Annotated in this window: 25 protein-coding genes and 1 pseudogene; 12 read left to right on the top strand and 14 right to left on the bottom strand. The window is 41.8% G+C overall.

Features of this window, described 5'->3' with window-relative positions; genetic code table 11:
• Positions 1-84 precede the first annotated feature (84 nt).
• Positions 85-339: a type B 50S ribosomal protein L31 gene (locus tag HYG89_RS06940; RefSeq protein ID WP_096901241.1), complete on the top strand. Its 255-nt coding sequence runs from the start codon at positions 85-87 to the stop codon at positions 337-339.
• Between the two features lie 144 nt (positions 340-483).
• Here HYG89_RS06940 and crcB read toward each other — a convergent pair whose 3' ends face one another.
• The gene (gene crcB, locus HYG89_RS06935) at positions 484-861 is read right to left on the bottom strand and encodes a fluoride efflux transporter CrcB (RefSeq protein ID WP_178866820.1); all 378 of its coding nucleotides are present in this window, start codon (positions 859-861) and stop codon (positions 484-486) included.
• Between the two features lie 233 nt (positions 862-1,094).
• On the opposite strand from crcB, the gene HYG89_RS06930 reads away from it, so the two are divergent.
• Positions 1,095-1,427, top strand: coding sequence for a HopJ type III effector protein (locus HYG89_RS06930; protein WP_178866818.1), 333 nt, complete (start codon positions 1,095-1,097; stop codon positions 1,425-1,427).
• Between the two features lie 149 nt (positions 1,428-1,576).
• Here HYG89_RS06930 and HYG89_RS06925 read toward each other — a convergent pair whose 3' ends face one another.
• Together HYG89_RS06925 and HYG89_RS06920 are read right to left on the bottom strand one after the other, a co-directional pair.
• Positions 1,577-1,987 carry a protease inhibitor I42 family protein gene (locus HYG89_RS06925; RefSeq protein WP_178866816.1) on the bottom strand — a complete coding sequence of 137 codons (411 nt, stop codon included), beginning with the start codon at positions 1,985-1,987 and terminating at the stop codon, positions 1,577-1,579.
• Positions 1,988-1,996: 9 nt separating this feature from the next.
• Positions 1,997-2,563, bottom strand: a complete 567-nt coding sequence (locus HYG89_RS06920) for a hypothetical protein (protein ID WP_171287417.1) — start codon at positions 2,561-2,563, stop codon at positions 1,997-1,999.
• 175 nt (positions 2,564-2,738) lie between these two features.
• On the opposite strand from HYG89_RS06920, the gene HYG89_RS06915 reads away from it, so the two are divergent.
• The gene (locus tag HYG89_RS06915; protein ID WP_178866815.1) at positions 2,739-3,365 is read left to right on the top strand and encodes a class I SAM-dependent methyltransferase; all 627 of its coding nucleotides are present in this window, start codon (positions 2,739-2,741) and stop codon (positions 3,363-3,365) included.
• Between the two features lie 133 nt (positions 3,366-3,498).
• Here the strand turns inward: HYG89_RS06915 and HYG89_RS06910 are convergent, their stop codons facing one another.
• Complete coding sequence (locus tag HYG89_RS06910) at positions 3,499-3,972, bottom strand: Holliday junction resolvase-like protein (RefSeq protein WP_096901246.1); 474 nt, start codon at positions 3,970-3,972, stop codon at positions 3,499-3,501.
• 117 nt (positions 3,973-4,089) lie between these two features.
• Between HYG89_RS06910 and HYG89_RS06905 the strand changes: the two genes are divergently transcribed.
• From HYG89_RS06905 to HYG89_RS06890, 4 genes are all read left to right on the top strand, one after another.
• Entirely contained in the window at positions 4,090-4,734 is a 645-nt protein-coding gene (locus HYG89_RS06905) for a ParA family protein (RefSeq protein WP_096901247.1), read from the top strand.
• 108 nt (positions 4,735-4,842) lie between these two features.
• Complete coding sequence (locus HYG89_RS06900) at positions 4,843-5,982, top strand: AI-2E family transporter (protein WP_096901248.1); 1,140 nt, start codon at positions 4,843-4,845, stop codon at positions 5,980-5,982.
• Between the two features lie 217 nt (positions 5,983-6,199).
• Positions 6,200-6,688, top strand: coding sequence for a superoxide dismutase [Cu-Zn] SodC (gene sodC, locus HYG89_RS06895; protein ID WP_256733956.1), 489 nt, complete (start codon positions 6,200-6,202; stop codon positions 6,686-6,688).
• Positions 6,689-7,027: 339 nt separating this feature from the next.
• Entirely contained in the window at positions 7,028-7,324 is a 297-nt protein-coding gene (locus HYG89_RS06890) for a DUF3817 domain-containing protein (RefSeq protein ID WP_004974548.1), read from the top strand.
• Positions 7,325-7,447: 123 nt separating this feature from the next.
• On the opposite strand, the gene HYG89_RS06885 is transcribed toward HYG89_RS06890, so the two are convergent.
• From HYG89_RS06885 to HYG89_RS06870, 4 genes and pseudogenes are all read right to left on the bottom strand, one after another.
• A complete protein-coding gene (locus tag HYG89_RS06885) occupies positions 7,448-8,677 on the bottom strand; it encodes an MFS transporter (RefSeq protein ID WP_178319399.1) in 1,230 nt (409 codons plus the stop codon).
• A 181-nt stretch (positions 8,678-8,858) separates the two neighbouring features.
• A pseudogene (locus tag HYG89_RS06880) lies at positions 8,859-8,969 on the bottom strand (pirin family protein); the annotation flags it as partial.
• 138 nt (positions 8,970-9,107) lie between these two features.
• Positions 9,108-9,479 carry a hypothetical protein gene (locus HYG89_RS06875; RefSeq protein WP_004974545.1) on the bottom strand — a complete coding sequence of 124 codons (372 nt, stop codon included), beginning with the start codon at positions 9,477-9,479 and terminating at the stop codon, positions 9,108-9,110.
• 198 nt (positions 9,480-9,677) lie between these two features.
• Positions 9,678-11,087 (bottom strand): FAD-binding oxidoreductase, encoded by a 1,410-nt coding sequence (locus HYG89_RS06870; protein WP_004974544.1) that lies wholly within the window; start codon positions 11,085-11,087, stop codon positions 9,678-9,680.
• 341 nt (positions 11,088-11,428) lie between these two features.
• Between HYG89_RS06870 and serA the strand changes: the two genes are divergently transcribed.
• Both serA and HYG89_RS06860 read left to right on the top strand, forming a co-directional pair.
• Positions 11,429-12,661: a phosphoglycerate dehydrogenase gene (gene serA, locus HYG89_RS06865; RefSeq protein WP_096901252.1), complete on the top strand. Its 1,233-nt coding sequence runs from the start codon at positions 11,429-11,431 to the stop codon at positions 12,659-12,661.
• A 158-nt stretch (positions 12,662-12,819) separates the two neighbouring features.
• A complete protein-coding gene (locus HYG89_RS06860) occupies positions 12,820-13,698 on the top strand; it encodes a DMT family transporter (protein WP_154320281.1) in 879 nt (292 codons plus the stop codon).
• Positions 13,699-13,708: 10 nt separating this feature from the next.
• Here the strand turns inward: HYG89_RS06860 and HYG89_RS06855 are convergent, their stop codons facing one another.
• Positions 13,709-14,167 (bottom strand): hemerythrin domain-containing protein, encoded by a 459-nt coding sequence (locus tag HYG89_RS06855; protein WP_178866811.1) that lies wholly within the window; start codon positions 14,165-14,167, stop codon positions 13,709-13,711.
• Positions 14,168-14,375: 208 nt separating this feature from the next.
• On the bottom strand, positions 14,376-15,281 hold the full coding sequence (gene truB / locus HYG89_RS06850) for a tRNA pseudouridine(55) synthase TruB (protein WP_178866810.1): 906 nt from the start codon (positions 15,279-15,281) through the stop codon (positions 14,376-14,378).
• A 144-nt stretch (positions 15,282-15,425) separates the two neighbouring features.
• Here truB and HYG89_RS06845 point away from each other — a divergent pair, with 144 nt between their 5' ends.
• The 3 genes from HYG89_RS06845 (at position 15,426) to HYG89_RS06835 (ending at position 18,931) form a co-directional block, all read left to right on the top strand.
• Positions 15,426-16,454, top strand: coding sequence for a lipase secretion chaperone (locus HYG89_RS06845; RefSeq protein ID WP_178866809.1), 1,029 nt, complete (start codon positions 15,426-15,428; stop codon positions 16,452-16,454).
• Positions 16,455-16,868: 414 nt separating this feature from the next.
• Positions 16,869-17,786 carry a triacylglycerol lipase gene (locus tag HYG89_RS06840; protein WP_256733955.1) on the top strand — a complete coding sequence of 306 codons (918 nt, stop codon included), beginning with the start codon at positions 16,869-16,871 and terminating at the stop codon, positions 17,784-17,786.
• Positions 17,787-17,962: 176 nt separating this feature from the next.
• Positions 17,963-18,931 carry a triacylglycerol lipase gene (locus HYG89_RS06835; protein WP_178866807.1) on the top strand — a complete coding sequence of 323 codons (969 nt, stop codon included), beginning with the start codon at positions 17,963-17,965 and terminating at the stop codon, positions 18,929-18,931.
• Positions 18,932-18,998: 67 nt separating this feature from the next.
• Here HYG89_RS06835 and rplS read toward each other — a convergent pair whose 3' ends face one another.
• The 4 genes from rplS to rpsP form a co-directional block, all read right to left on the bottom strand.
• Positions 18,999-19,370: a 50S ribosomal protein L19 gene (gene rplS / locus HYG89_RS06830; protein WP_004974529.1), complete on the bottom strand. Its 372-nt coding sequence runs from the start codon at positions 19,368-19,370 to the stop codon at positions 18,999-19,001.
• 173 nt (positions 19,371-19,543) lie between these two features.
• Positions 19,544-20,293, bottom strand: a complete 750-nt coding sequence (gene trmD, locus HYG89_RS06825; protein WP_154320275.1) for a tRNA (guanosine(37)-N1)-methyltransferase TrmD — start codon at positions 20,291-20,293, stop codon at positions 19,544-19,546.
• A gap of 42 nt (positions 20,294-20,335) precedes the next feature.
• A complete protein-coding gene (gene rimM / locus HYG89_RS06820) occupies positions 20,336-20,884 on the bottom strand; it encodes a ribosome maturation factor RimM (RefSeq protein WP_178866806.1) in 549 nt (182 codons plus the stop codon).
• A 28-nt stretch (positions 20,885-20,912) separates the two neighbouring features.
• A complete protein-coding gene (gene rpsP, locus HYG89_RS06815; RefSeq protein ID WP_004974526.1) occupies positions 20,913-21,170 on the bottom strand; it encodes a 30S ribosomal protein S16 in 258 nt (85 codons plus the stop codon).
• Between the last annotated feature and the right edge of the window lie 21 nt (positions 21,171-21,191).

Here is a 21,191-nt window from a genome sequence, read left to right as displayed (position 1 = left end):
GGTTTTATTTGTCAATTTTAATGTTATGTTATAACATTTCTTTAAATAAATTTATCATCTCACCTTTTTGTTCGGAGAAATCCTATGCGTCCAGATATCCATCCTGAATATCGTGAAGTTTTATTCCACGACACCAATGCCAATGCCTACTTTGTTATTGGTAGTACCCTGCAAAGCAGTCAAACCAAAGAGTACGAAGGCAAAGTTTATCCTTATGTAACTTTGGATATTTCTAGTGCTTCACATCCGTTCTATACAGGTGAGCAACGTCAAACCAGTAACGAAGGTCGTGTGGCGAGTTTCAATAAACGTTTTGCACGTTTCAAACGCTCACAATAACTTCATATTCAGTTAAGTTTTCTATTTTATAGTTTAATCATAGCCCAATTGCTTAGCCCCAAGCTGAGCAGTTCTCTATCTTCAAAGCCCAAGCACTCTCCTCCAGCTTGGGCTTCTTTTTATCTGAAAAGCAAATATAAGCAGTTAATGTTTTAAAACTTGTTGAATACTATAAAAACCTAGTGCCAGAAAAATCACACCTAAAACCACGCTCGACATGGCATAGCCAAAAGCTAAACCGTGCTCTCCTTGCCGTAACAGTTGCCAAGTTTCCAAACCAAAGCTAGAAAATGTGGTAAACCCACCTAAAATTCCGACCATCAACAATAAACGGGCTTCCTGCTGCAACACAGGATATTTCTGACTCAACGCAAAAAATACACCTGCCAAAAAGCAGCCAAACAGATTGACCGACCACGTTGCCCATGGAAAATGCTGTGCCGATTTAAATAAATACAGGCTTGCGGCATAACGTAAACTTGCCCCCAATGCACCGCCAATTGCCACCAATAGCCAATTCATCTGTTCTACTGTCCTTTTTGTGGCTATGTCGTGTATTTCTCACAGCCATAATTTTAGTCACACGTGATCTCACTCTTTATTTCAAGATATTTATGCCCGAAGCATCCATATCTTTGCTCAGATTTTACATCTTCCTAAATCACATAAGTTAAATACACGAAAAAGTTTTCCACTCAAAACCAAATCGCGCTAGTCTGCATATTATTTCAATTTAGGCACATGTGGAGGAAGTCATGGCAAAAGAATTATTGGCTCAAGTTGAGGCAGGTAACGCAACATTTACCGATGTGATTGCATTCATTGAAGCACACTATAACCACACCCCAACCGCATTTAAAAATGGACAACAAAGCAATGCTGCCACTGAAAATCAGGGCAGCGCTAAAGTGTTTTCTTTTGCTCAATTAAAAGGTTTAGATCAGGCACAAACCCTCAGTCTGTTTGCAGAACACTATGCCTCGGTACGTGCAAACCCGACAGGCAGTGACCACCAAAATATTCGCCAGTTTATGCAACATGGTTGGGATGGCATCCAATTTGAAGGACAAGCACTCAGCGCCAAATAATTTTGAGTATTTTAGTTTTTAATTTAGATAGGAAAGCCGTGCGATACTGATTATAAACAGCCTCACACGGCTTTTTATTTTAAGAAAATTATAGATTTTTTGCTGCTAAATCTCACAACAATTCAAGCTGTTTAGCATAATCAAACATATCAAGAAATACGCACCAGACATTGCCATTCTTGTATTGCGGTTTTTTCCCATGCACGGGCATGTTTCACGTGGAGCAATTCCTGACCAGCCTTGACTGCCTGAAAGTAGAATATTTTTTGTCCACCTTGTCCTACTTGAGCAGAAGATGAAGCTTCAGCAGTATGATAAATACTTTCTACATCAAATAGCTTCAGCGGCTCTACCAAACTCCATTGATAGCCTGTACTTAGGTTTTCATTCAATTGTAATTCTAAAGTTTGTCCGACATCCATCTCTAACAATGCGGGACATTGCTGCTGTGCCGTAAATTTAAAAGTTTGTCCATCAATGCTTGAATTCATACCTGTGCATGCACTTAAGCCCAATACCACAACACATCCACTCAAACACATGCGCAAATAGCAATTCATCACCCTGTCCTAACTTTTAACCTTTTCAATCCACTGAATTGAACTGACGCGAAATACCTCACAAGCACCATCCCCCGTATCGGTAGGAGTAAGCGATGATGTCCAGACCAAATCCTGATCTTTGACTTCCACCAACTCCCCTTTTAAACGTACCAAATCGCCACGTTTGACCTTCTTAATTTCTTTGGCAATTTGTGGGTTGGCAGGAATGATGTGCATATTGGAGACCATTTGCATGGCTTGTTCCGCAGGTACGGGCAAACGATCTATTTTCCAGTTTAAATAGCGGTCATATTGATTGACCGTGATATGACGGGCAATTTCAGGCTCAGCAAATAAGCCCCAACTTACCGCATAATCAATGGGGGAAAATTTGGCTTGGGCATCATGTTGATAGGTTTTAGAACCCAAAATCCGAAAATCACCTTTAAAAGGTTGTAAGACTTCAATCGACTGACCTTTCACCACAGGTGGTAAGCCTTTGGCAATATTACGCTCAACCGAAGCATAGCCAGAACATGGCAAAGCCAAAGTCAGCAATAATGCGGTCAGTTTGAGTGAAATATGCTTTTTCATCATGGTCATCAGCCCATCAAATTCATGTATTCAGCTTTTTATCTTAGCGCCAGATCATGAATACAATAGTTGAAATTAGTAACAAAATGCAGTCTTTGGCATGTACTGACATAGCAAAAGTACAGACTTTTCAGCTAAGCTCAAAGGCAATAAAAAGGAATGATTAGATTAAAATATGCTGTACCGACTTTATCAAAAACATATTTTTCCGCACCTGCTCAATCAAGTCATGCAAACCCCATCGCTCATGGATTTGCGCCGTGAACTTTTATTGGGCGTGTCAGGTGAAGTGTTGGAAATAGGCTTTGGTACAGGGATCAATTTAGCTTTTTATCAAAATGTCGATACGGTTTATGCCTTAGAGCCCAATGCAGCCGTCTTTCAACTGGCACAGGAACGAATTGACGCAGCCCCCTTTTTAGTTGAGCATATTGCTGCAAGTGCAGAACAACTCCCTTTTGCCGATGAACAACTACAGCATGTGGTGTCTACTTGGACGCTGTGCAGCATCGCAGATTTGGCACAAAGTTTGCGGGAAATTTATCGAGTACTACAACCTGGTGGTACTTTGCATGTGGTGGAGCATGTGCTGAACCGACAAAGCCTAAATATTCAGCGTTTACAGCACCTGCTCACCCCTATTCAAAAGAAAGTTGCAGATGGCTGCCATCTAAATCGTGATATTGAAGTCGCCCTACTCGAAACGGGTTTTGAATTAGGCGAAGTCCGCTATATCGATGTTGCAGGCATTCCAAGTCTTGCACAGCGTATGTTATTGGCACGGGTGCATAAACCTAAATGATAAATTGAAGTCATCACTTTAAAATCTAAATGCGAAGACTTTGCTTCAATAGCTAAAGCCAATTATGCCTCTTACATTACCATGCACCCCACAAAGATGACGTCATGTCACGTTGTTGCAGCGTGAATGATGTTTAATCATCATCTTGAAAATCAATGCGGATGGTTTCAAAACGAATTTTACCCTGCTGAATTGCCTGAGCGATGGCTTGCTGGCCTTTGGTCAGACGCGCACCACCACTTTTAATATCAATTAAGACAATGGCAATATCTTCGGCACGTCCGTTGCCATCCCGATAATCGGTATAACCATCAAACACCACATAATCGACAGGATCACCTAAAAATTTGGCGTCACTGGGTAAATACTGAAATTCAGGCATAATCGGTGCCAGCTGCTCTGCCATTTTGCCTTTTAACACCGCACGGCTGGTATTTACACTGCGCTTTTGCGCCTGCAATAACGCCTGCTGATGAGCCAGTTCAATTTCTGCAATATATTGCTCATACTCAGCTTTAATCCGCCCGTTACGGCTATTACTCAAAATCAGCGTGGTCAACACTACGCCTATACATGCCCCAATCAGCATGGCCATCCAAATTGACATTTAACCTTCTAATCCTGAATTTTTTCAGTTCTCTTTACGACTTTTGTCAACTGTCATATTCCGAGCATAAAACAATGCTATGCTAGGACTGAGCAGCGTAAAATCGATTCGAGGGTCATGAAAACTATATTAATTGCCAACCAAAAAGGTGGCTGTGGTAAAACCATTACGGCTATTAGTTTAGCATCTGCACTTGCACAAAAAGGCTATAAAGTTGCCTTAGCTGATGCCGACAACCAAAAATCTGCGCTACAGTGGTTAAAACAACGACCAGAAACAGCCGCCCCAATTCAAAGTCTGGACTGGCGTCACGAAAAGTCGATTGGTGATGCACCTAAAAATATTGAATACTTAATTATTGATGCACCTGGGGCATTATCGGGCGAGCATGCTGAACAATTGGTCAGTGAAGCGCATGCTATTATCACGCCGCTACAACCTTCGTTTTTTGATATTGACTCCACTCGTCGCTTTTTAAAGCATTTACAAGATATTAAGCGCATTCGCAAAGGCAAGGTACAAATTTTATTACTGGCCAACCGTGTCAAACCAAACTCTGCCAGTTCTAAAGATATTCAGGACTTTTTCCAAAAAATTGAACAGCAGCCTGTGGCTTGGATTTCAGAACGCGCCGCTTACGGACAATTGGCCATGCAGGGTCTCAGTATTTTTGATAAAACTCAAAAGACTTATTTACAGATGCAAGATCAATGGCAACCTGTGTTAAACGCCATAGTAGATGACCCTAGCCAATGGTTTTAAAGCCTAGAATATCCCCTGTTTAGGGTTTATTCACCAGAACTTACCAAGCTCTCGTTTTCGGGAGCTTTTTTTTCAGTTAATATGGCACATGACCTTAGGAATGTTTCAGTGAATTCAGTGCAACAGTACGCGCCAACATTACAAAAAATTTTATTGTTTGGACTGTTTTTTGTCCTGATGTTTTTGGGTTTTCATATACTCAAATACTTCATTGTTCCTGTTGTTTGGGCAGCAATTATTGCCTACATGAGCTGGCCACTGTATCAGTCGGTGCTACGTCTATGCGGTCATCGTCCTACACTCAGTGCAGCCCTAATGATGCTGTTGGTCACGTTGGTAGTAGGTATTCCACTCACCTTTGCCATTTTTATTCTGCAACATGAAGGTCGCAATTTATATTACGAATTGCAAAAACAGGTCTTTTCTGGGCATTTAGATGTGCCTGATCTTATTCGTAATTTACCGATTATCGGAAAAGAAGTCACCCGCACTCTCAAAGAAATTAACCACGATCCCAACAGTATTGTGCAGTCTATTTCCTTATGGATTCAGGGACATTTAAACTACGGAAAAGTGGTCATTAATGAGGTCAGTAAAAATCTGATTAAACTGGGTTTTGCCCTGTTATCGCTCTTCTTTTTCTATCGTGATGGTCACACCATCTTGCATCAAGTCAGCAAGGCTTTAGAAATGGTGATTGGGCCACGTATTCACCACTATTTAGATACCATTTCTGAAACCACACGTGCCGTGGTGTATGGGGTTGGTCTTACGGCAATTGCACAGGCCTTATTGGCAGGTGTAAGTTATTTTGTGGCCGATGTACCTAACCCAATGGTACTGACAATTGTGACCTTCTTATTTGCGCTGATTCCCTTTGGCCCACCGCTGGCTTATGGTTCGGTATCCTTATGGTTATTCACCCAAGGGCATACCATGGAAGCCATTGGCGTTATGGCTTGGGGCGTGTGTGTAGTCAGCACGGCAGATAACGTCATCCGACCTTTGGTGATTTCAGGTGCGACCCAAATTCCATTCTTATTGATTATGTTTGGTGTACTGGGTGGTATTGCTAGCTTTGGCTTAATTGGTCTGTTTATTGGCCCTGTTATTTTGGCCGTGTTACTGGCTATTTGGCGTGAATGGTTGCATGAAAATAATCAACCCGAAGCTTTAATGATGCCGAAAGCCACACTTGCACACGACCTACCCGAAGACGATTCATCTTCCAATTCAAAGCTTGATTAAGCTTTCTTTCTGATCATATTGCTCACATGGCTGTGTTGATCTGAACAAATCAGCTCAACACAGTACATACATTCCACTACGCAAATGTTGTATTGTAACGTGGCTAACTTTGTTTCAATCAAGACATCCCTCAATATTATGCACAACAAACAGGATGTCTTTTATGCGCTCAATACTCCAATTTGCCAGTCTTGCTGCTTTTAGTGGTCTAGTACTCATGGGTTGCAGCACCACCGCAACCACACAAGAAAAATCAAAATTAGTGAAAATGCATGCTGTTTCAGCACAAGGTATTGGCAAAGAATTAGGTACGGTCGAACTGCGTGACAGTGCAGCAGGCTTAATCATTCACACCCAACTCCAGCAACTCCCTGCAGGTGAACGAGGTTTTCATATCCATGAAAAAGGTTCATGTGCAGCAGCAGAAAAAGAAGGAAAAATGGTTGCTGCTTTGGCAGCGGGCGGTCATTTTAATCCGAAAAATGTCCCGCATCATGGCACACCACTGACAGGACATTTAGGTGATTTACCTGCTTTAAGTGTTGCAAGCGATGGAACAGCCAAAGTAACCGTGATTGCACCACGTTTAACATTGGCACAAGTTGAAGGATTGGCTTTAATGATTCATGCAGGCGGCGATAACTATGCCGACCATCCAAAACCATTGGGCGGTGGTGGTGAGCGAATCGCCTGTGGGGTCATTTAAACCCGCTTTATACATTTTCAATAAAACATTTAAAATCAATTGTGGATAAGTTAAGGGTTATACACATGCCTTTCGACTTATCCGCAAAAAAGTAAAATCATCTTGTTGTGGATTATTCTAAAAATAAGCTCAATGCAGCTCGTCTCGCTTTATATCAGTCGTGTTTCATATCCACACTCACTAATTTTTGAAAAACTTGCTACGAACTAGCAGAAAACAGCTCAATTTTGCAAACATCGTGTCTAACTTATAAATGTGCAGAGATCACAACCGCTCGTCTTTGCGATTGTCACTATTTGCGCTACACTGCTGTTTTATCGACATGAAAAAGATTTGGGCATGAACATTAAAACATTACGTTGGGTTGGGTTCCTAGAAGGTATTTCATTCTTATTGTTGTTATTTATTGCTATGCCCATGAAATATATGTTCGATAACCCAATTTTAGTGAAATATGTAGGTATGGGACACGGCGTATTGTTTATCGCATTTTTAGTGGTGCTTTTTGTGGTTTGTGAAAAACAAAAATGGTCTCTTAAAATGTTTATTTTGGGCTTAATTGCTTCAATTTTACCTTTTGGCCCATTTGTTTTTGATGCTAAATTGAAAAAGATGGAACAACCAGTACAAGCTTAATCTGCAAGTCCTTTTCAGCTTTCTTCACACCATACATTTTCTGAAATTTAACTTATAAATCAAATATTTGCAAGGCGATTCCACATCGCCTTGTTTTATGATGCAGCTGAAAAATTTAAACCCTTAAAACTGCCCTGCAGCAACTCGCTCCTGCATCACCTGTTTAAGCATCATGCGTGGCAAACTAAACCAGAGCGTTATCAGCACCAAACAAGCCAAACTATACGCCCAAATATCAAACCGCATATATAAAACACGCACCAGTTCAATCACAATAAAAAAGCACAGCATCAATATCATTGAAACACTAGCAGCAACAGTACCTTTAGACACTTCCGATGACATTAAGGCGAAACGGTATAAGACTGAGAAGCTCATTCCCTCACCAAAACTAATCAAGCTCATACCAATCACCAAACACCAAACAAAATAGCTTTGCCAAATTGCCCCCAATACGATCAGCACACTACCCAACAACATTAAAGGTAAACCAATCAAGACTGTTTTTCCTAAAGGTAAACGGTCAATGACTTTCATCAGTACCAGATTGCCTAAAATCAAACCACCCAAAACAGGAAACTGCGCCAAACCGTATTGCAGACTACTAAAGCCTAACTCTTCCACCAACATCACAGGAGATAACGCAATCCACAACATTAAAGGCATGCTCAATAAGGGCAGCGCCAATGTCAAACCTAAGAATCTGGTATTTTGAAAAACTTGTTTAAAATCATCCCATACATCTCGAAATGGAGGTTTGGGAATACGCTGCTGATTTTCAGGCATTTTGGCTTTCAGTCCAAACCAACTCAAAAATGCCAACAGTGCTATGCCGATAAAACCCCAATGCCAAGAAACATGCTCAATCATAAATGCACCTAAGACTGGGCCGAGCAAGGGAGCAAGTAAAGAGACGTTCGCCATGAGCGCCATGACTTTAATTGCATCACGTTCTGCAAAGTTTTCCTGAATAGCCGCATAACCGACTGCACTAATGACTGACAAACCAAAACCTTGAAAAAAACGAAGAACAAGGAAGCTTTCAATGTTCTGAGTCAATAAAATCAATAAACAGGTTAGGGTAAAAAATGCCACGCCGCCCAATAATACTTTTTTGCGTCCCAAACGGTCAGAGAGTGGCCCCAATAACCACGCCACACAAGCACCCCCCAGCAAATAAAATGACATGGACGAAGCTGCCCATGCACTACTGACACCAAAATCTTGTGTGATGGCCAACATTGCGGGTTGAACCAAGTCATTGCCAATATAAACCGCGAACTCAAACAAGACCAAAGCCAAGGGAAACATGAGTGTGGCACGTTGAATGGTATTTTTTTGCTGCTGTGGCATGAGTTATAAAGGACAAAACGATGCAAGTCAGCCGCGTTTAGCCCATAAAAATAGAAAATTGAGCTGCAGTTTAACAGAGTTGAATGGCAAATTTATGGCGCATTTTTTAAGTCCGTTAAATAAATTGCGGCACTTGATGTGACATCAGACCAAGTTAGGCATCACCTCCTTCAGCGGGTTAAGGCGATACGGTATTGCCCAATTCATAATATGAAAATACCGAAAGCACAGGATAAAAATCACCCACGGCAATGAGGCGATCATTACAGTGTAGAAATGCTAGCGTTTTGATGGACATGCTGCGCTCACACGTTTTTGAATCGAATGAAGTCATCCTAAATAAAAGCTGTGGATAACACGAGTATTATCCACAGACGCTTTGTTGCATTTTTAGAACATCATGCAAGATTTACCTAAGCCCTACAGCAATTTAAGGACATTTTTTGCTTTGGAAAGTCTTGGTATTTTTACCACGTGCGCATAAGTAAGCGGTTTGCACATCACCCTGCTGCCATTGTCCATTAATATTTTTAAAGTGATAAATACTACGAATTGAACGTACCGAATCATCCATTAAGCCTGTTTCGGTAATTTTTACTTCTGCCGCAGTTGGTGCTTCGACACGGTTAAAGTATTGACGAATTTCAACGGTAGCCAATTCTTTACGCAAATCTGGACGTTGTTTGAGTACCTGCGCCAAAGGTGTTTCTGCAGGCGTAACTTGTGAAATAATATTCTGTGTAGTCGCACAGCCTGACAATAACGCAACACCCAATGCGGAAACCGTGATTAAACGCAACATAACTCCTCCAAAATGTTGATTATTATTTATGCTTCTATGATGCCCTGTTAGCGCAAAAACGCTAGCATAGAAATGTAAAATTAAAACGAAAGCATAAAAAACGCATCTCAAGGATGCGTTTTTCAATTCACTACAATTAATTTGCTACATCTCATTCACGAAAATCTGACCACGCGAATAAATGAAAGGCGCAATGAATTACAAATCAAATAATTTGCCTGGGTTCATAATGCCTTGAGGGTCAAAAACCTTTTTCAACGCTTTCATATATTCAATTTCTTCAGCTGAACGTGAATATTCCAAATATGGTTTTTTGGTCATGCCTACACCGTGTTCTGCAGAAATAGAACCATCATATTTCTTCACAGTATCAAATACATACTTATTTACCACCTGACATTTGGCAAAGAATTCGTCTTTGCTTAAATCGGCAGGTTTAAGAATGTTCAGGTGCAAGTTACCATCACCAATATGGCCGAACCAGCAAATTTCAAAGTCAGGATAGTTTTCTGCCACAATTGCATCAATTTCCTGAATAAATGCAGGAACATGAGTAATCAATACTGAAATATCGTTTTTATATGGAATAAACGGTGCAATCGACTCAGAAATGTCTTCACGCAAACGCCATAAACTTTCAACTTGGTCTAGGCTTTGGCTCAATACGCCATCCATCACCCAGCCTTGTTCCATACAGTGTTCAAAAATTTCCATCGCCTTGTCCATAATTGGCTCAAATGGCGCTTCAAATTCAAGTAACACGTAGAATGGACATTGGGTTTCAAATGGACGTTGCACATGACCATGATCCAAGACTTTTTGCATCGCCAATTCACCAAAGAATTCAAATGCAGTCAGATCAATTTTAGCTTGGAAAGCATGTAATACAGGCATCACCGAATTAAAATCAGGTACGCCCAACACCATCACTTGCAAATCTTGCGGTTGGCGTTCTAGCTTAATTTCAGCTTCGGTCACTAAGCCAAGTGTGCCTTCACCGCCAATAAATAAATGTTGCAGCGCATAACCTGTTGCGTTTTTGATCATGCCTTTGTTCAGACGCAGGATATCTCCTTTGCCTGTTACCACAGTCAGACCCAACACCCAGTTACGGGTCATGCCGTATTTAATGACTTTAATACCGCCCGCATTGGTACCAATATTACCGCCAATTTGTGAAGAACCTGAAGATGCAAAATCGACTGGATAATACATGCCTTGTTCTTCGGCATAGTTTTGTAGTTGCTCAGTCACCACACCCGCTTGCACACGTACCATACGGTCTGCAGGGAAAAATTCCAAGATTTGGTTCATCTTGTCCATGCTGACTACAATTTCACCATTGGCTGCCACCGCACCCGCAGATAAACCTGTACGTCCGCCCGATGGAGTAATGGCCACATTAAACTGATTCGCCAGTTTTACAATGGCTTGTACTTGCTCTGTGCTTGATGGGAAAACGATGACCGATGGGTTCGGATCAAAATGCTTTGTATGGTCACGACCCCAGTTTTGGAGGCTATCGGCATCCGTTTTAATACGGTTTTCACCGACTATTGCCGTTAATTGGGTCAATAACTCAGGGGTTAAAGCGACTGGAGCATTCATCGTTTGCAGACCTAGCAAGAATTAAACAGGAAGAAAAGCGACTGTCTGCATATCTTGATCAATTTGAAGATACTGCAGACTAAATATGTGCATCAAAGCAACAGCGTGGGTTGGCTTTCATGTGTGCCGCTTATTATAAGCGATTTTTTTGAAAAACCTGTGAATATTGGCAATTCCGATAATATAACGTGGTAAGAACAGGGTAATTTTGGGCAATATTTCTGAAAGAGATTATATCTGACAAAAAATACCTGCACTCTTGGTCATAAAGGAAATGTATATCGACCCATCTCCTATGTTATCATACCGCCACTAAATTTGGCCTTTGTAGCGGAGCCGTAATGAGCCAACATCTTTCACTACCTAAAGATAAAATTCGTTTCTTGTTGTTAGAAGGCGTACACCAGAACGCAATCGACGTGTTAAATGCAGCGGGTTATACCAACATCGATTATCGTAAAACGGCGCTTGAGGGCGATGCGTTAAAAGAAGCGATTAAAGATGCGCATTTCATTGGAATTCGTTCACGTACACAGCTAACTGAAGAAGTTTTTGAAGCTGCGAACAAACTAATTGCGGTAGGTTGTTTCTGTATTGGTACAAACCAAGTGAACTTAACTGCAGCAATGGAACGTGGTATTCCAGTTTTCAATGCCCCTTATTCAAACACCCGTTCGGTTGCAGAATTGGTATTGGCTGAAGCAATTTTATTGCTACGTCGCGTACCTGAAAAATCAACCGATACACATGCAGGTGGCTGGAACAAGTCTGCAGTCGGTTCATTTGAAACACGTGGTAAAACTTTAGGTATCGTGGGTTACGGTTCAATTGGTTCTCAACTTTCAGTATTGGCTGAAAGCTTGGGTATGCACGTAATTTATTATGATGCTGTGACCAAATTACCGTTAGGTAATGCACGTCAAGTTGGCTCTATGAGCGAATTATTGGCAAATGCTGACGTGGTTTCTTTACACGTTCCAGATGTACCATCTACCCGCAATTTCATGGCAAAAGAACAATTTGCACAAATGAAAGAAGGCGCAATTTTCATTAACGCGGCACGTGGTACTTGTGTGGTGATTGAAGATTTGGCAGATGCCATCAAATCTGGTCATATTGCAGGTGCTGCAGTTGACGTATTCCCGAAAGAACCAAAAGCCAATGGTGAAGAATTTGTTTCCCCACTACGTAACCTACCAAACGTGATTTTAACACCGCACGTGGGTGGTTCGACCATGGAAGCGCAAGCGAACATTGGTTTAGAAGTGGCAGAGAAATTTGTTGCATATTCAGATAAAGGTATGACTTTGTCTGCAGTGAACTTCCCTGAAATTGCACTGCCATTGACTGAAGGCAAGCACCGTTTATTGCATATTCACCAAAACATTCCAGGTGTATTGTCTAAAATCAACAACTTGTTTGCTGAACACGGCATCAACATCTCTGGTCAGTCACTTATGACCAAAGGTGATGTCGGTTATTTAGTGATGGATGTTGATGCGACTGCATCTAAAGAAGCACTAGATACTTTACACGAAGTTGAAGGCACAATTCGCGTACGTGTCTTGTTCTAAGACCACACGCTGATGCTACAAAAAACCACAGTCTTAGCACTGTGGTTTTTTATGCCTGATCTATGAGTAACCTTGAGTTGCCACAGCCCTGTATTTTTAAACTTGCTATAATCTGCCTGACCTTCCCATTTCCACACTGTTGAGTATTTTCCTGCCTCATGCCAAACGCCCAACTCACTGCGGTGTTGTTCATGGTTCTGTCCATGATCTCCTATCAAATCAGTGCCTCATTTGCCAAACAACTCTTTCAGGTACTCGACCCGCTTACTGTGACGATTTTGCGACTGTGCTTTGCCAGTGTAATTGTGGCAATCATGTTTCGCTCATGGCAAATTCTGTCACGACTCGCACACTTAAAATGGCGTGACTTATTGTGCTATAGCGCCGCCTTGGGCTTAATGAATATTCTGTTTTATCTGTCGTTGGGCAAATTGCCACAAGGTATTGCGGTGGGTTTAGAGTTTGTCGGGCCTTTGGGGCTGGCTTTATTGTCCATTCAAAACCGTAAAGATTATGTCTGGGTATTGTTGGCAATTTTAGGCATTATTCTTATGGTGCCTTGGGGACAAGCGCAGGGAGATCATTTTAGTCTGTTTGGTGCAGCATGTGCCTTAGGTGCAGGATTGTGCTGGGCTTTTTATATTTATTTTGGGCAAAAAGTGGTGCAACAAAATATTGGCATGCACGCGCTGACCATCGCCATCAGTATTTCGGCTTTGGCTTTAATTCCATTTGGACTGTATAACAATGCTCCCGCGCTGTTTGAAACCCAATATTGGGGCAAAGCGCTTGCCATTGCAGTGCTTGCCACGGCCATTCCTTATGCGCTGGATTTACAAGCCTTAAAACAACTGAGCAAAATGAGCTATGGCACACTTTCCAGTTTATCGCCTGCTTTAGCCGCACTGACAGGCTTGGTATTGTTGGGTGAGAAAATTACTTCACTGCAATGGCTTGCTTTATGCTGCATTATGTTAGCTTCGGTCGGCGTTACTTTTAGAGCAGTAAAAAAATCCAAACAGCCACAGAATATTTAAACCAGAATGTTTAAACCAAGCTGTTTTTAGACATCTGTTGGTATTTTTCATATTCTGCCAAATATTGCTTGGCTAGACTTTGTTTTTGCTGTTCAGACAAAATTTTGCCTACCTGCTGAAAAAAGCCATGTTCTTCTTCTTTTAAATGATGATGCACTTTATCTGACAGTTGCTTGGCAATTGCCAGCCAACCCGTGTTGCTCATTTCCGTTTCGGTTAATTGTTCGAGTAATTCATCCATTTGATGATGCTCTGCCAAAGCATGGCGAGTGATATTTAAACCCGCATCAGTCATCATTAAGGGAATATAAAAATAGCGATCTTCTGCCACTGCATGCGCAAATAATTCATTTTTAAGTTGTTCAAATACCGCTCTACGTTCAGGGCTATCACCTGAAGTTTGCGTCAGTTGGCGGGCTAAATCTCGTTGGATGTCGTGACTTTGGCGTAAAGCTTCAAAAATATTCATGTGCAGCCCTCTATTTTTAACCCATGCGCGGCGAACAGATTGATAAGAATCTACTCGCACATCCACATCGGTTTTGGAGTCAGTTTTGATTTCGTTTTTTAATCCTCTAGCTACTGTATAGAGGATCAATCCGAATTCCTGCAACTATTTGTATAGAAAGCTTTAATTCACTTACCCACTTTATTCAAGTTATGTATCTGAGCAAAATTTAGAGATTTAAAACCCGTTTCGGTACCAAGCGCTTTTTATCTGTAATTTCAGCCAAACCTAAACACTTTTCACCATCAAAGACCAACACTTGCGCTGCTGCAGGATGGTCAATATTACTTTCCATGCCACGACTAAAATATTCAGCGCGACCTTCAGGGACTTGAATGTGTAGAAAATGCTGCACAGGTGCATACGCAGGCAGCAATAAAGCCTCACGTTCTGCTTCACTTAAACTTTCCAAATATTCAATGCTATAACTTGGAATCAGGTCAAAATGTCCCGTTTTAATCCGATGCAAATAGGTCAAATGTCCATAAGTACCCAAGGCTTTGGCAATGTCTTCACCTAAAACACGAATATACGTGCCTTTAGAACAAGTTACATCCAAAGTGATGCTCTGTTCAGTAAAAGACAGCAATTCAATGGCATAAATTGTGACTGGACGCGCTTCACGTTCAATTTCAATACCTTGTCGCGCCAATTCATATAACGGACGACCTTCTTTTTTTAAGGCAGAATACATGGGCGGAACTTGCATAATATCGCCCTGAAATTGTGCCAATACCTGTTCAATGCTTTCTTGGCTCAATGCAGGTACAGCCTGCTGCAACAACACTTCACCCTCGACATCTCCCGTGGTGGTGCTGTGTCCCAATTGAATGGTGGTTTGGTAGCGTTTTACCGAATCGAGTAAATAGTGCGAAAATTTGGTCGCTTCACCCAAACAAATCGGCAGCAAACCCGAAGCCAATGGATCTAATGCTCCCGTATGTCCTGCTTTTTGCGCCCGATATAACCAACGCACTTTTTGCAATGCTGCATTGGAACTGATGCCCAAAGGCTTATTCAATAAAAATACACCACTAATGGCACGACGCTGGATTTTAGCCGCAGATGATTTCATAGCACACATAGGTCAAAGCAAAACTGCGTCATGGTAACAATCTGCCGCGATAAATGACAACATTTCTAGAACAGCGATTTACTTTTATGGCATATTTGAGCGCTTATGATTAAAAAAATAAAATGGATATACAGGTGCATTGAAATGCAGAAACATAAAATATGGATTGTTTTAGGCGTAGTGATACTGCTGATTGCGGCTTTGGTGTATTGGCTGATGCCACAATCAAACTCCCCCGATACATCACCCCAGCAAAGCTCAAATGATGAAACATCTCAAGCTTTGAGCATGCAGCAAGCCATGCAGAATCAACCTGCTGCAAATTTTTTAAGCCCAAGTCAGCAGGACACCGAAGTCAATTGTCAGCTTAAACTGGATGCAAGTAATCGTCTGATTGTGAATGAGCAAACCCGTAACTGTTTTGAATATTTTATTACCCAATATGGCGAAAAAAGCATTGAACAAATTCGTGGTGATTTTAAAAGGTATATTCAACAAGGACATAAAGAGCCTGCCTTATCGCAAATTTTAGATTTATGGCAGCGTTATTTGGACTATCGCAATGCGCTTGGACAACTGCAAGCACCGAATTTAAATCAGGAAGATCCGCAATATTACCGCAGCATTTTTAGCAGCATGCAAAATCTGCGTAAACAATATTTTTCTGATTATGAAATTGAAGGTTTATTTGGTACGGAAGATGCCTATCACGAATATACCCTAAAGCGCATGGCAGTCATGGATGATAAAAAATTATCTGAAGCTGAAAAAGCACGACAATTGCAGGAATTATTTAAACAATTACCTCAAGATTGGCAAGAAAATTTAGAACAGCTGAACACCTTGCAAGATTTACGCAGCTTGACTGCGGCAATTAAAGCACGTGGTGGTTCTGCTGCTGAAATCCGCCAAATGCGTTTAAATCTGGTTGGTCCTGAAGCAACTCAGCGTTTAGAACAATTAGATGGGCAACGCAGTCAGTGGAAATCACGAGTAGAGGATTATTTAAGTACGCGTGATCAAATCATGCAAAGTGGAATGAATGATCAAGCCAAGCAACAAGCCGTGAAACAATTACGCGGACAGCATTTTCAAAATCCACAAGAGCAATTGCGTTTAGAAACCTTTGAACAGGTACATGATCAAGGTGGAAAATTACCCTTTGCTGACTAACATATTGCATAGAACAACTGGGGCATGCAACATGCCCCATTTTTATGCCTGAAAAGCTGTTTTAGTACAAACCCACCACAACGATTTAATATACAAATGTCTATAAATATTAAATAGATATCAAGATGCATGTAGATTTACAAATCTCTGGGACAATGCGCAATAACTGTCCCCAAATGATATGTTTTTTCTAAATTACGCATGAAAAAATACCTGAGCGTACAAAAAATAGTCGAGGATGACTCACAATAATGTGCCGTAACCAACGGCAATTTGCATATCTGAGCTTTCAGGAGGGAAGCGAAGCCACCACTTCACTTGTAATAAAAATAAAGAACACAGGATTATTTTATGACCATCATCTCTAACATACGGGCAATTACATTGGCTGTCACTGGCTGCTTGCTCGGTTCAATGGGTGTCGCTCAAGCTGCTCCAAGCGTGTTGCCTATTCAGGAACAGGCCAAATCTGACTATGCCAAAACCAAATATCCATTGCTCATGGTACACGGCTGGCTCGGATGGTCACGCATTGGCAATGAAACCTTTAATATGGATTATTGGTATCAAATTTTGCCAGATATGGCACGTAATGGCGCAACCGTATTTGCCGCACAACTCTCCCCTGCACACCGTACTGAATTTCGAGGTGAGCAACTGATTGCCCAAGTCGAAGAAGTCATGGCAATCACTGGCAAATCCAAAGTCAATTTAATTGGTCACTCACATGGTGGCCCAACAGTACGTTATGTAGCTGCGACCAAACCTGAATATGTGGCATCAATTACGGGCGTTGCAGGTACATTCCGTGGCTCCAAAGTTGCCGATGATATTCAAAATAATCGTTTATCTCGTACCGCGTTTAATATTTTAGGCGACTATATGGTGGCGCCTCTCATTACTTGGGCGCAGCAACAGCCAGACATGCCTGTGGATTTTGATGCCTCGATGGCTTCTTTAACTGAAACAGCGTCTGCAGATTTTAACCGTCGTTTTCCAACCACAGCCTTGGCCGCAAATTGCAGCAGCAGCGGTGCCAAAGTAGATCGCGGAATTCATTACTATTCATGGACAGGTGTCGCTCAAGCCACCAATTTACTGGATATCGACACTATTTTAATGCAACTCGGCCCACTGTCTTATGGCAATTTAGACAACGATGGCATGGTCGCACGTTGTAGTACCCACATTGGACACGTCATTCGTGACAACTACCGACTAAATCATACCGACCTTGCCAACATGATGTTTGGCTTAACGGGCTTGTTTGCACCTGACCCAGTTGCACTGTATCGACAACATGCCAACCGATTGAAATTACAAGGTTTGTAATAGTAAAGCTCATTTCAATCTTGGCAAAACCATCTTCCTGTGCTTGAAACTCAAGTGCAAGAAGTTCTATAACCATGAATCATTCAGAACTTGCAATCTAGCAAATTTCCTGAATAATGATATTTGACAATAGATATTGTCATGCTAGGAAAGCACAATAAAATAGAGGATGTTATATGAAATATGGATTATTCATTGCAGGCTTAATCGCGGCCAGTACTCTCGGTACCGCGCACGCATCCAATGCAGAACAGGTCAAATCTAACTTCGTGATCTCCAGTTATGCCAAAACCAAATATCCGATTGTGTTTACTCACGGTATGGCAGGCTTTATCAATATTGGTGGAGATCAGTTAGGTGTCGATTATTGGTACCAAATTTTACCCAATTTAGCACGTAACGGTGCTAACGCTTGGGCAACCCGCGTATCTCCATTTAACTCATCAGAAGTTCGTGGCGAACAATTGGCACAACAAGTCGATGAAATTCTTGCGATTACAGGCGCAAGCAAGATCAACTTAATTGGTCACTCACATGGTGGACCAACCATTCGTTATGTTGCAGGCGTGATGCCATCTAAAGTCGCATCGCTGACTGCTGTCGGTGCACCGAATAAAGGCTCACCTGTGGCAGACTTTATTTTGAATGTACAAGGTGCACCGCTCGAAAAACCATTAATTGATATGGTCAATTTAGTGTCTAAAACCATTACTTGGGCACAAGGTTTAGATCCAAATAGCTATCCACATGACTCATTGGCAGGTGCCAACAGTTTGAGCACCACAGGTTCAGCACAATTTAACCGCAAATTCCCAATGGGTATGCCAACGACAAGTTGTGGTGAGGGCGCTTATCAAGAAAAAGGCATCCAGTTCTATTCATTTACGGGCAATACGGCTGTCACTAATTTACTTGATCCAGACTCAGCCATGTTGGCGACCAGTTTGTTGATTGATAATGGTCGTGATAATGATGGTTTGGTATCACGCTGCAGCGCCAAATTTGGTAAAACCATTCGTGATAACTACTATTGGAACCACTTGGACGAAGTCAATCAACTCTTGGGCATGAAAGATATTTTTGCACCAGATCCTGTTGATGTGTATCGTCAACATGCCAATCGCTTAAAACTACAAGGTTTATAAACTCAAATAGCAGACATAAAAAATGCGCCTAAACGGCGCATTTTTTAGCTGTAAAGCAAAGTTAAAATTAACCTTGTTTACGTGCTGGTAATTTCTCACGAATACGTGCAGCTTTACCAGACAATTCGCGTAGGTAGTAAAGTTTAGCACGACGAACGTCACCACGACGTTTCACTTCGATTTTCGCAACGATTGGAGAGTGAGTTTGGAAAACACGCTCAACACCAACACCGCTAGAAATTTTACGTACTGTGAACGCAGAGTTCAAACCACGGTTTTTCTTCGCAATTACAACACCTTCAAATGCTTGAAGACGTTCACGATCACCTTCTTTTACTTTTACTTGAACGATAACTGTATCGCCTGGTGCAAAAGCTGGGATGTCTTGCTTAAGCTGTGCATTCTCAACAGCTTGTACTAAAGGATGCTTACCACTCATGGGGTATCTCCAATATGTGTGGGTCAGAAGAGGTCTGATTTCCACTGGGTCTAGAGGCTCAAGCGCATAGACCCGATTGACTTTCCCTTTATGCCTGACCGCTTCAATGCATAAAGAGCCTATTTAAAAACTACAAACACACTGTCTGTAGCAATTTTGCTTAGACAAACCGATTACTTGGTCTGTCCTTGCGAATCTTTTAGCCATTTTTTTTGCTGCTTGCTCAACTCAACTTTTTCAATCAACTCAGGTCGACGCTCTAAAGTCCGTTGATAACGCTGCAAAAACCGCCATTTTTCAATATTGGCATGGTGTCCCGACTTTAGTACTTCGGGGACATCCAAACCTTCAAAATGGTCTGGCTTGGTATATTGTGGGCAATCTAAAAGACCATCCACAAATGAGTCTTGCACATGAGATTGCTCATCAGACATAGCACCTGGAAGTCTCCGAATAATACTGTCCAACAACACCATTGCAGGTAGCTCCCCACCCGATAAAACGTAATCTCCAATTGACCATTCCTGATCAACATAGTTTTGGATTAAACGCTCATCGACCCCTTCATAACGACCACACAATACAATTAATCCATCATATTCAACGAATTGTTGTACTGCAGTTTCGTTTAAGGTTTTACCTTGTGGCGACATATACACCACAGGTACATGAACTGCTCCTGCTTGCTGTGCAAGCTGTTTGGCATGCTGGATTGCTTGCGCCAAAGGCTCTGCCATCATCACCATACCCGGACCACCACCAAATGGACGTTCATCCACCCGTTTGTAGTTGCCCTGTGCATAATCACGTGGATTAATACAATGAATTTGCATCAATTCACGTTTTGCTGCACGTCCGCTAATACCGTAAGCTGTAATCGCTTCAAACATTTCAGGAAAAAGCGTAATGACTGCAAAAAACACCGCAGACTCCTCTATTTTCCTGCTATGTGAATCCTGAAAGGATTAATAATCTACGCCCCAATTCACGTAGATACGACCCGCTTCGAGATCAACGCGTTGCACCACATCTTTATGCCATGGAATCATGCGCTCTTCGCTATCGACACTGGCAGCAGTTGCGCGAACCACCATCACGTCATTGGCACCTGTTTCAAACAGTTCATGGATTTGACCGAGGTTCACTTCTTGTTCGTCATCGTCCAGACCTAACACTGTTAGACCTTTTAAATCAGACCAATAATACTCGTCCACGCCCGGTTGAGGCAGCTGCGCTTTTGAAATCCAGATATTTGCACCAACCAAGTTGTCTGCTGCGGTACGATCACTCACACCTTTTAAGCTGACCACCAAGCCTTTGCCATGTGGTTTCCAACGTTTTACATCGACCATTTGCCAACCTGCTTTGGTTTCAATGTACCAAGGCAGGTAGTCAAATATATTGCTCATGGGTTCTGTATTGGAATAGACCCAGAGCCACCCATTTAATCCATATGCTGAACGTAGCTGTCCAATCTGAATACGATCTTCGGGCACATTCTGTGTTGGTGTCATGGGCTACCTACGACTTAATTTGTAAAAATTATGCAGCAGCTGCAGCTTTCTTCGCTTGAGCAGCTAAAGAAGCAACACGTTCAGAAGGTTGAGCACCTTGTGCAACCCAGTGAGCAAAACGGTCAGCATCTAAACGAAGTTTTTCTGCTTTACCTTGAGCTGTTGGGTTGAAGAAACCAATACGCTCGATGAAACGACCGTCACGCGCATTGCGGCTGTCAGTTACAACGATTTGATAGAATGGACGCTTTTTAGCACCACCACGAGTAAGACGAATAACTACCATGATACAACCTTATAGTTTTTA

Origin of the sequence: Acinetobacter sp. SwsAc5, assembly GCF_013391485.1 — a bacterium.
GTDB lineage: Bacteria > Pseudomonadota > Gammaproteobacteria > Pseudomonadales > Moraxellaceae > Acinetobacter > Acinetobacter towneri.
Note: the sequence above shows the minus strand (reverse complement) of the source record. Positions and strands in the feature narration are given on the sequence as shown.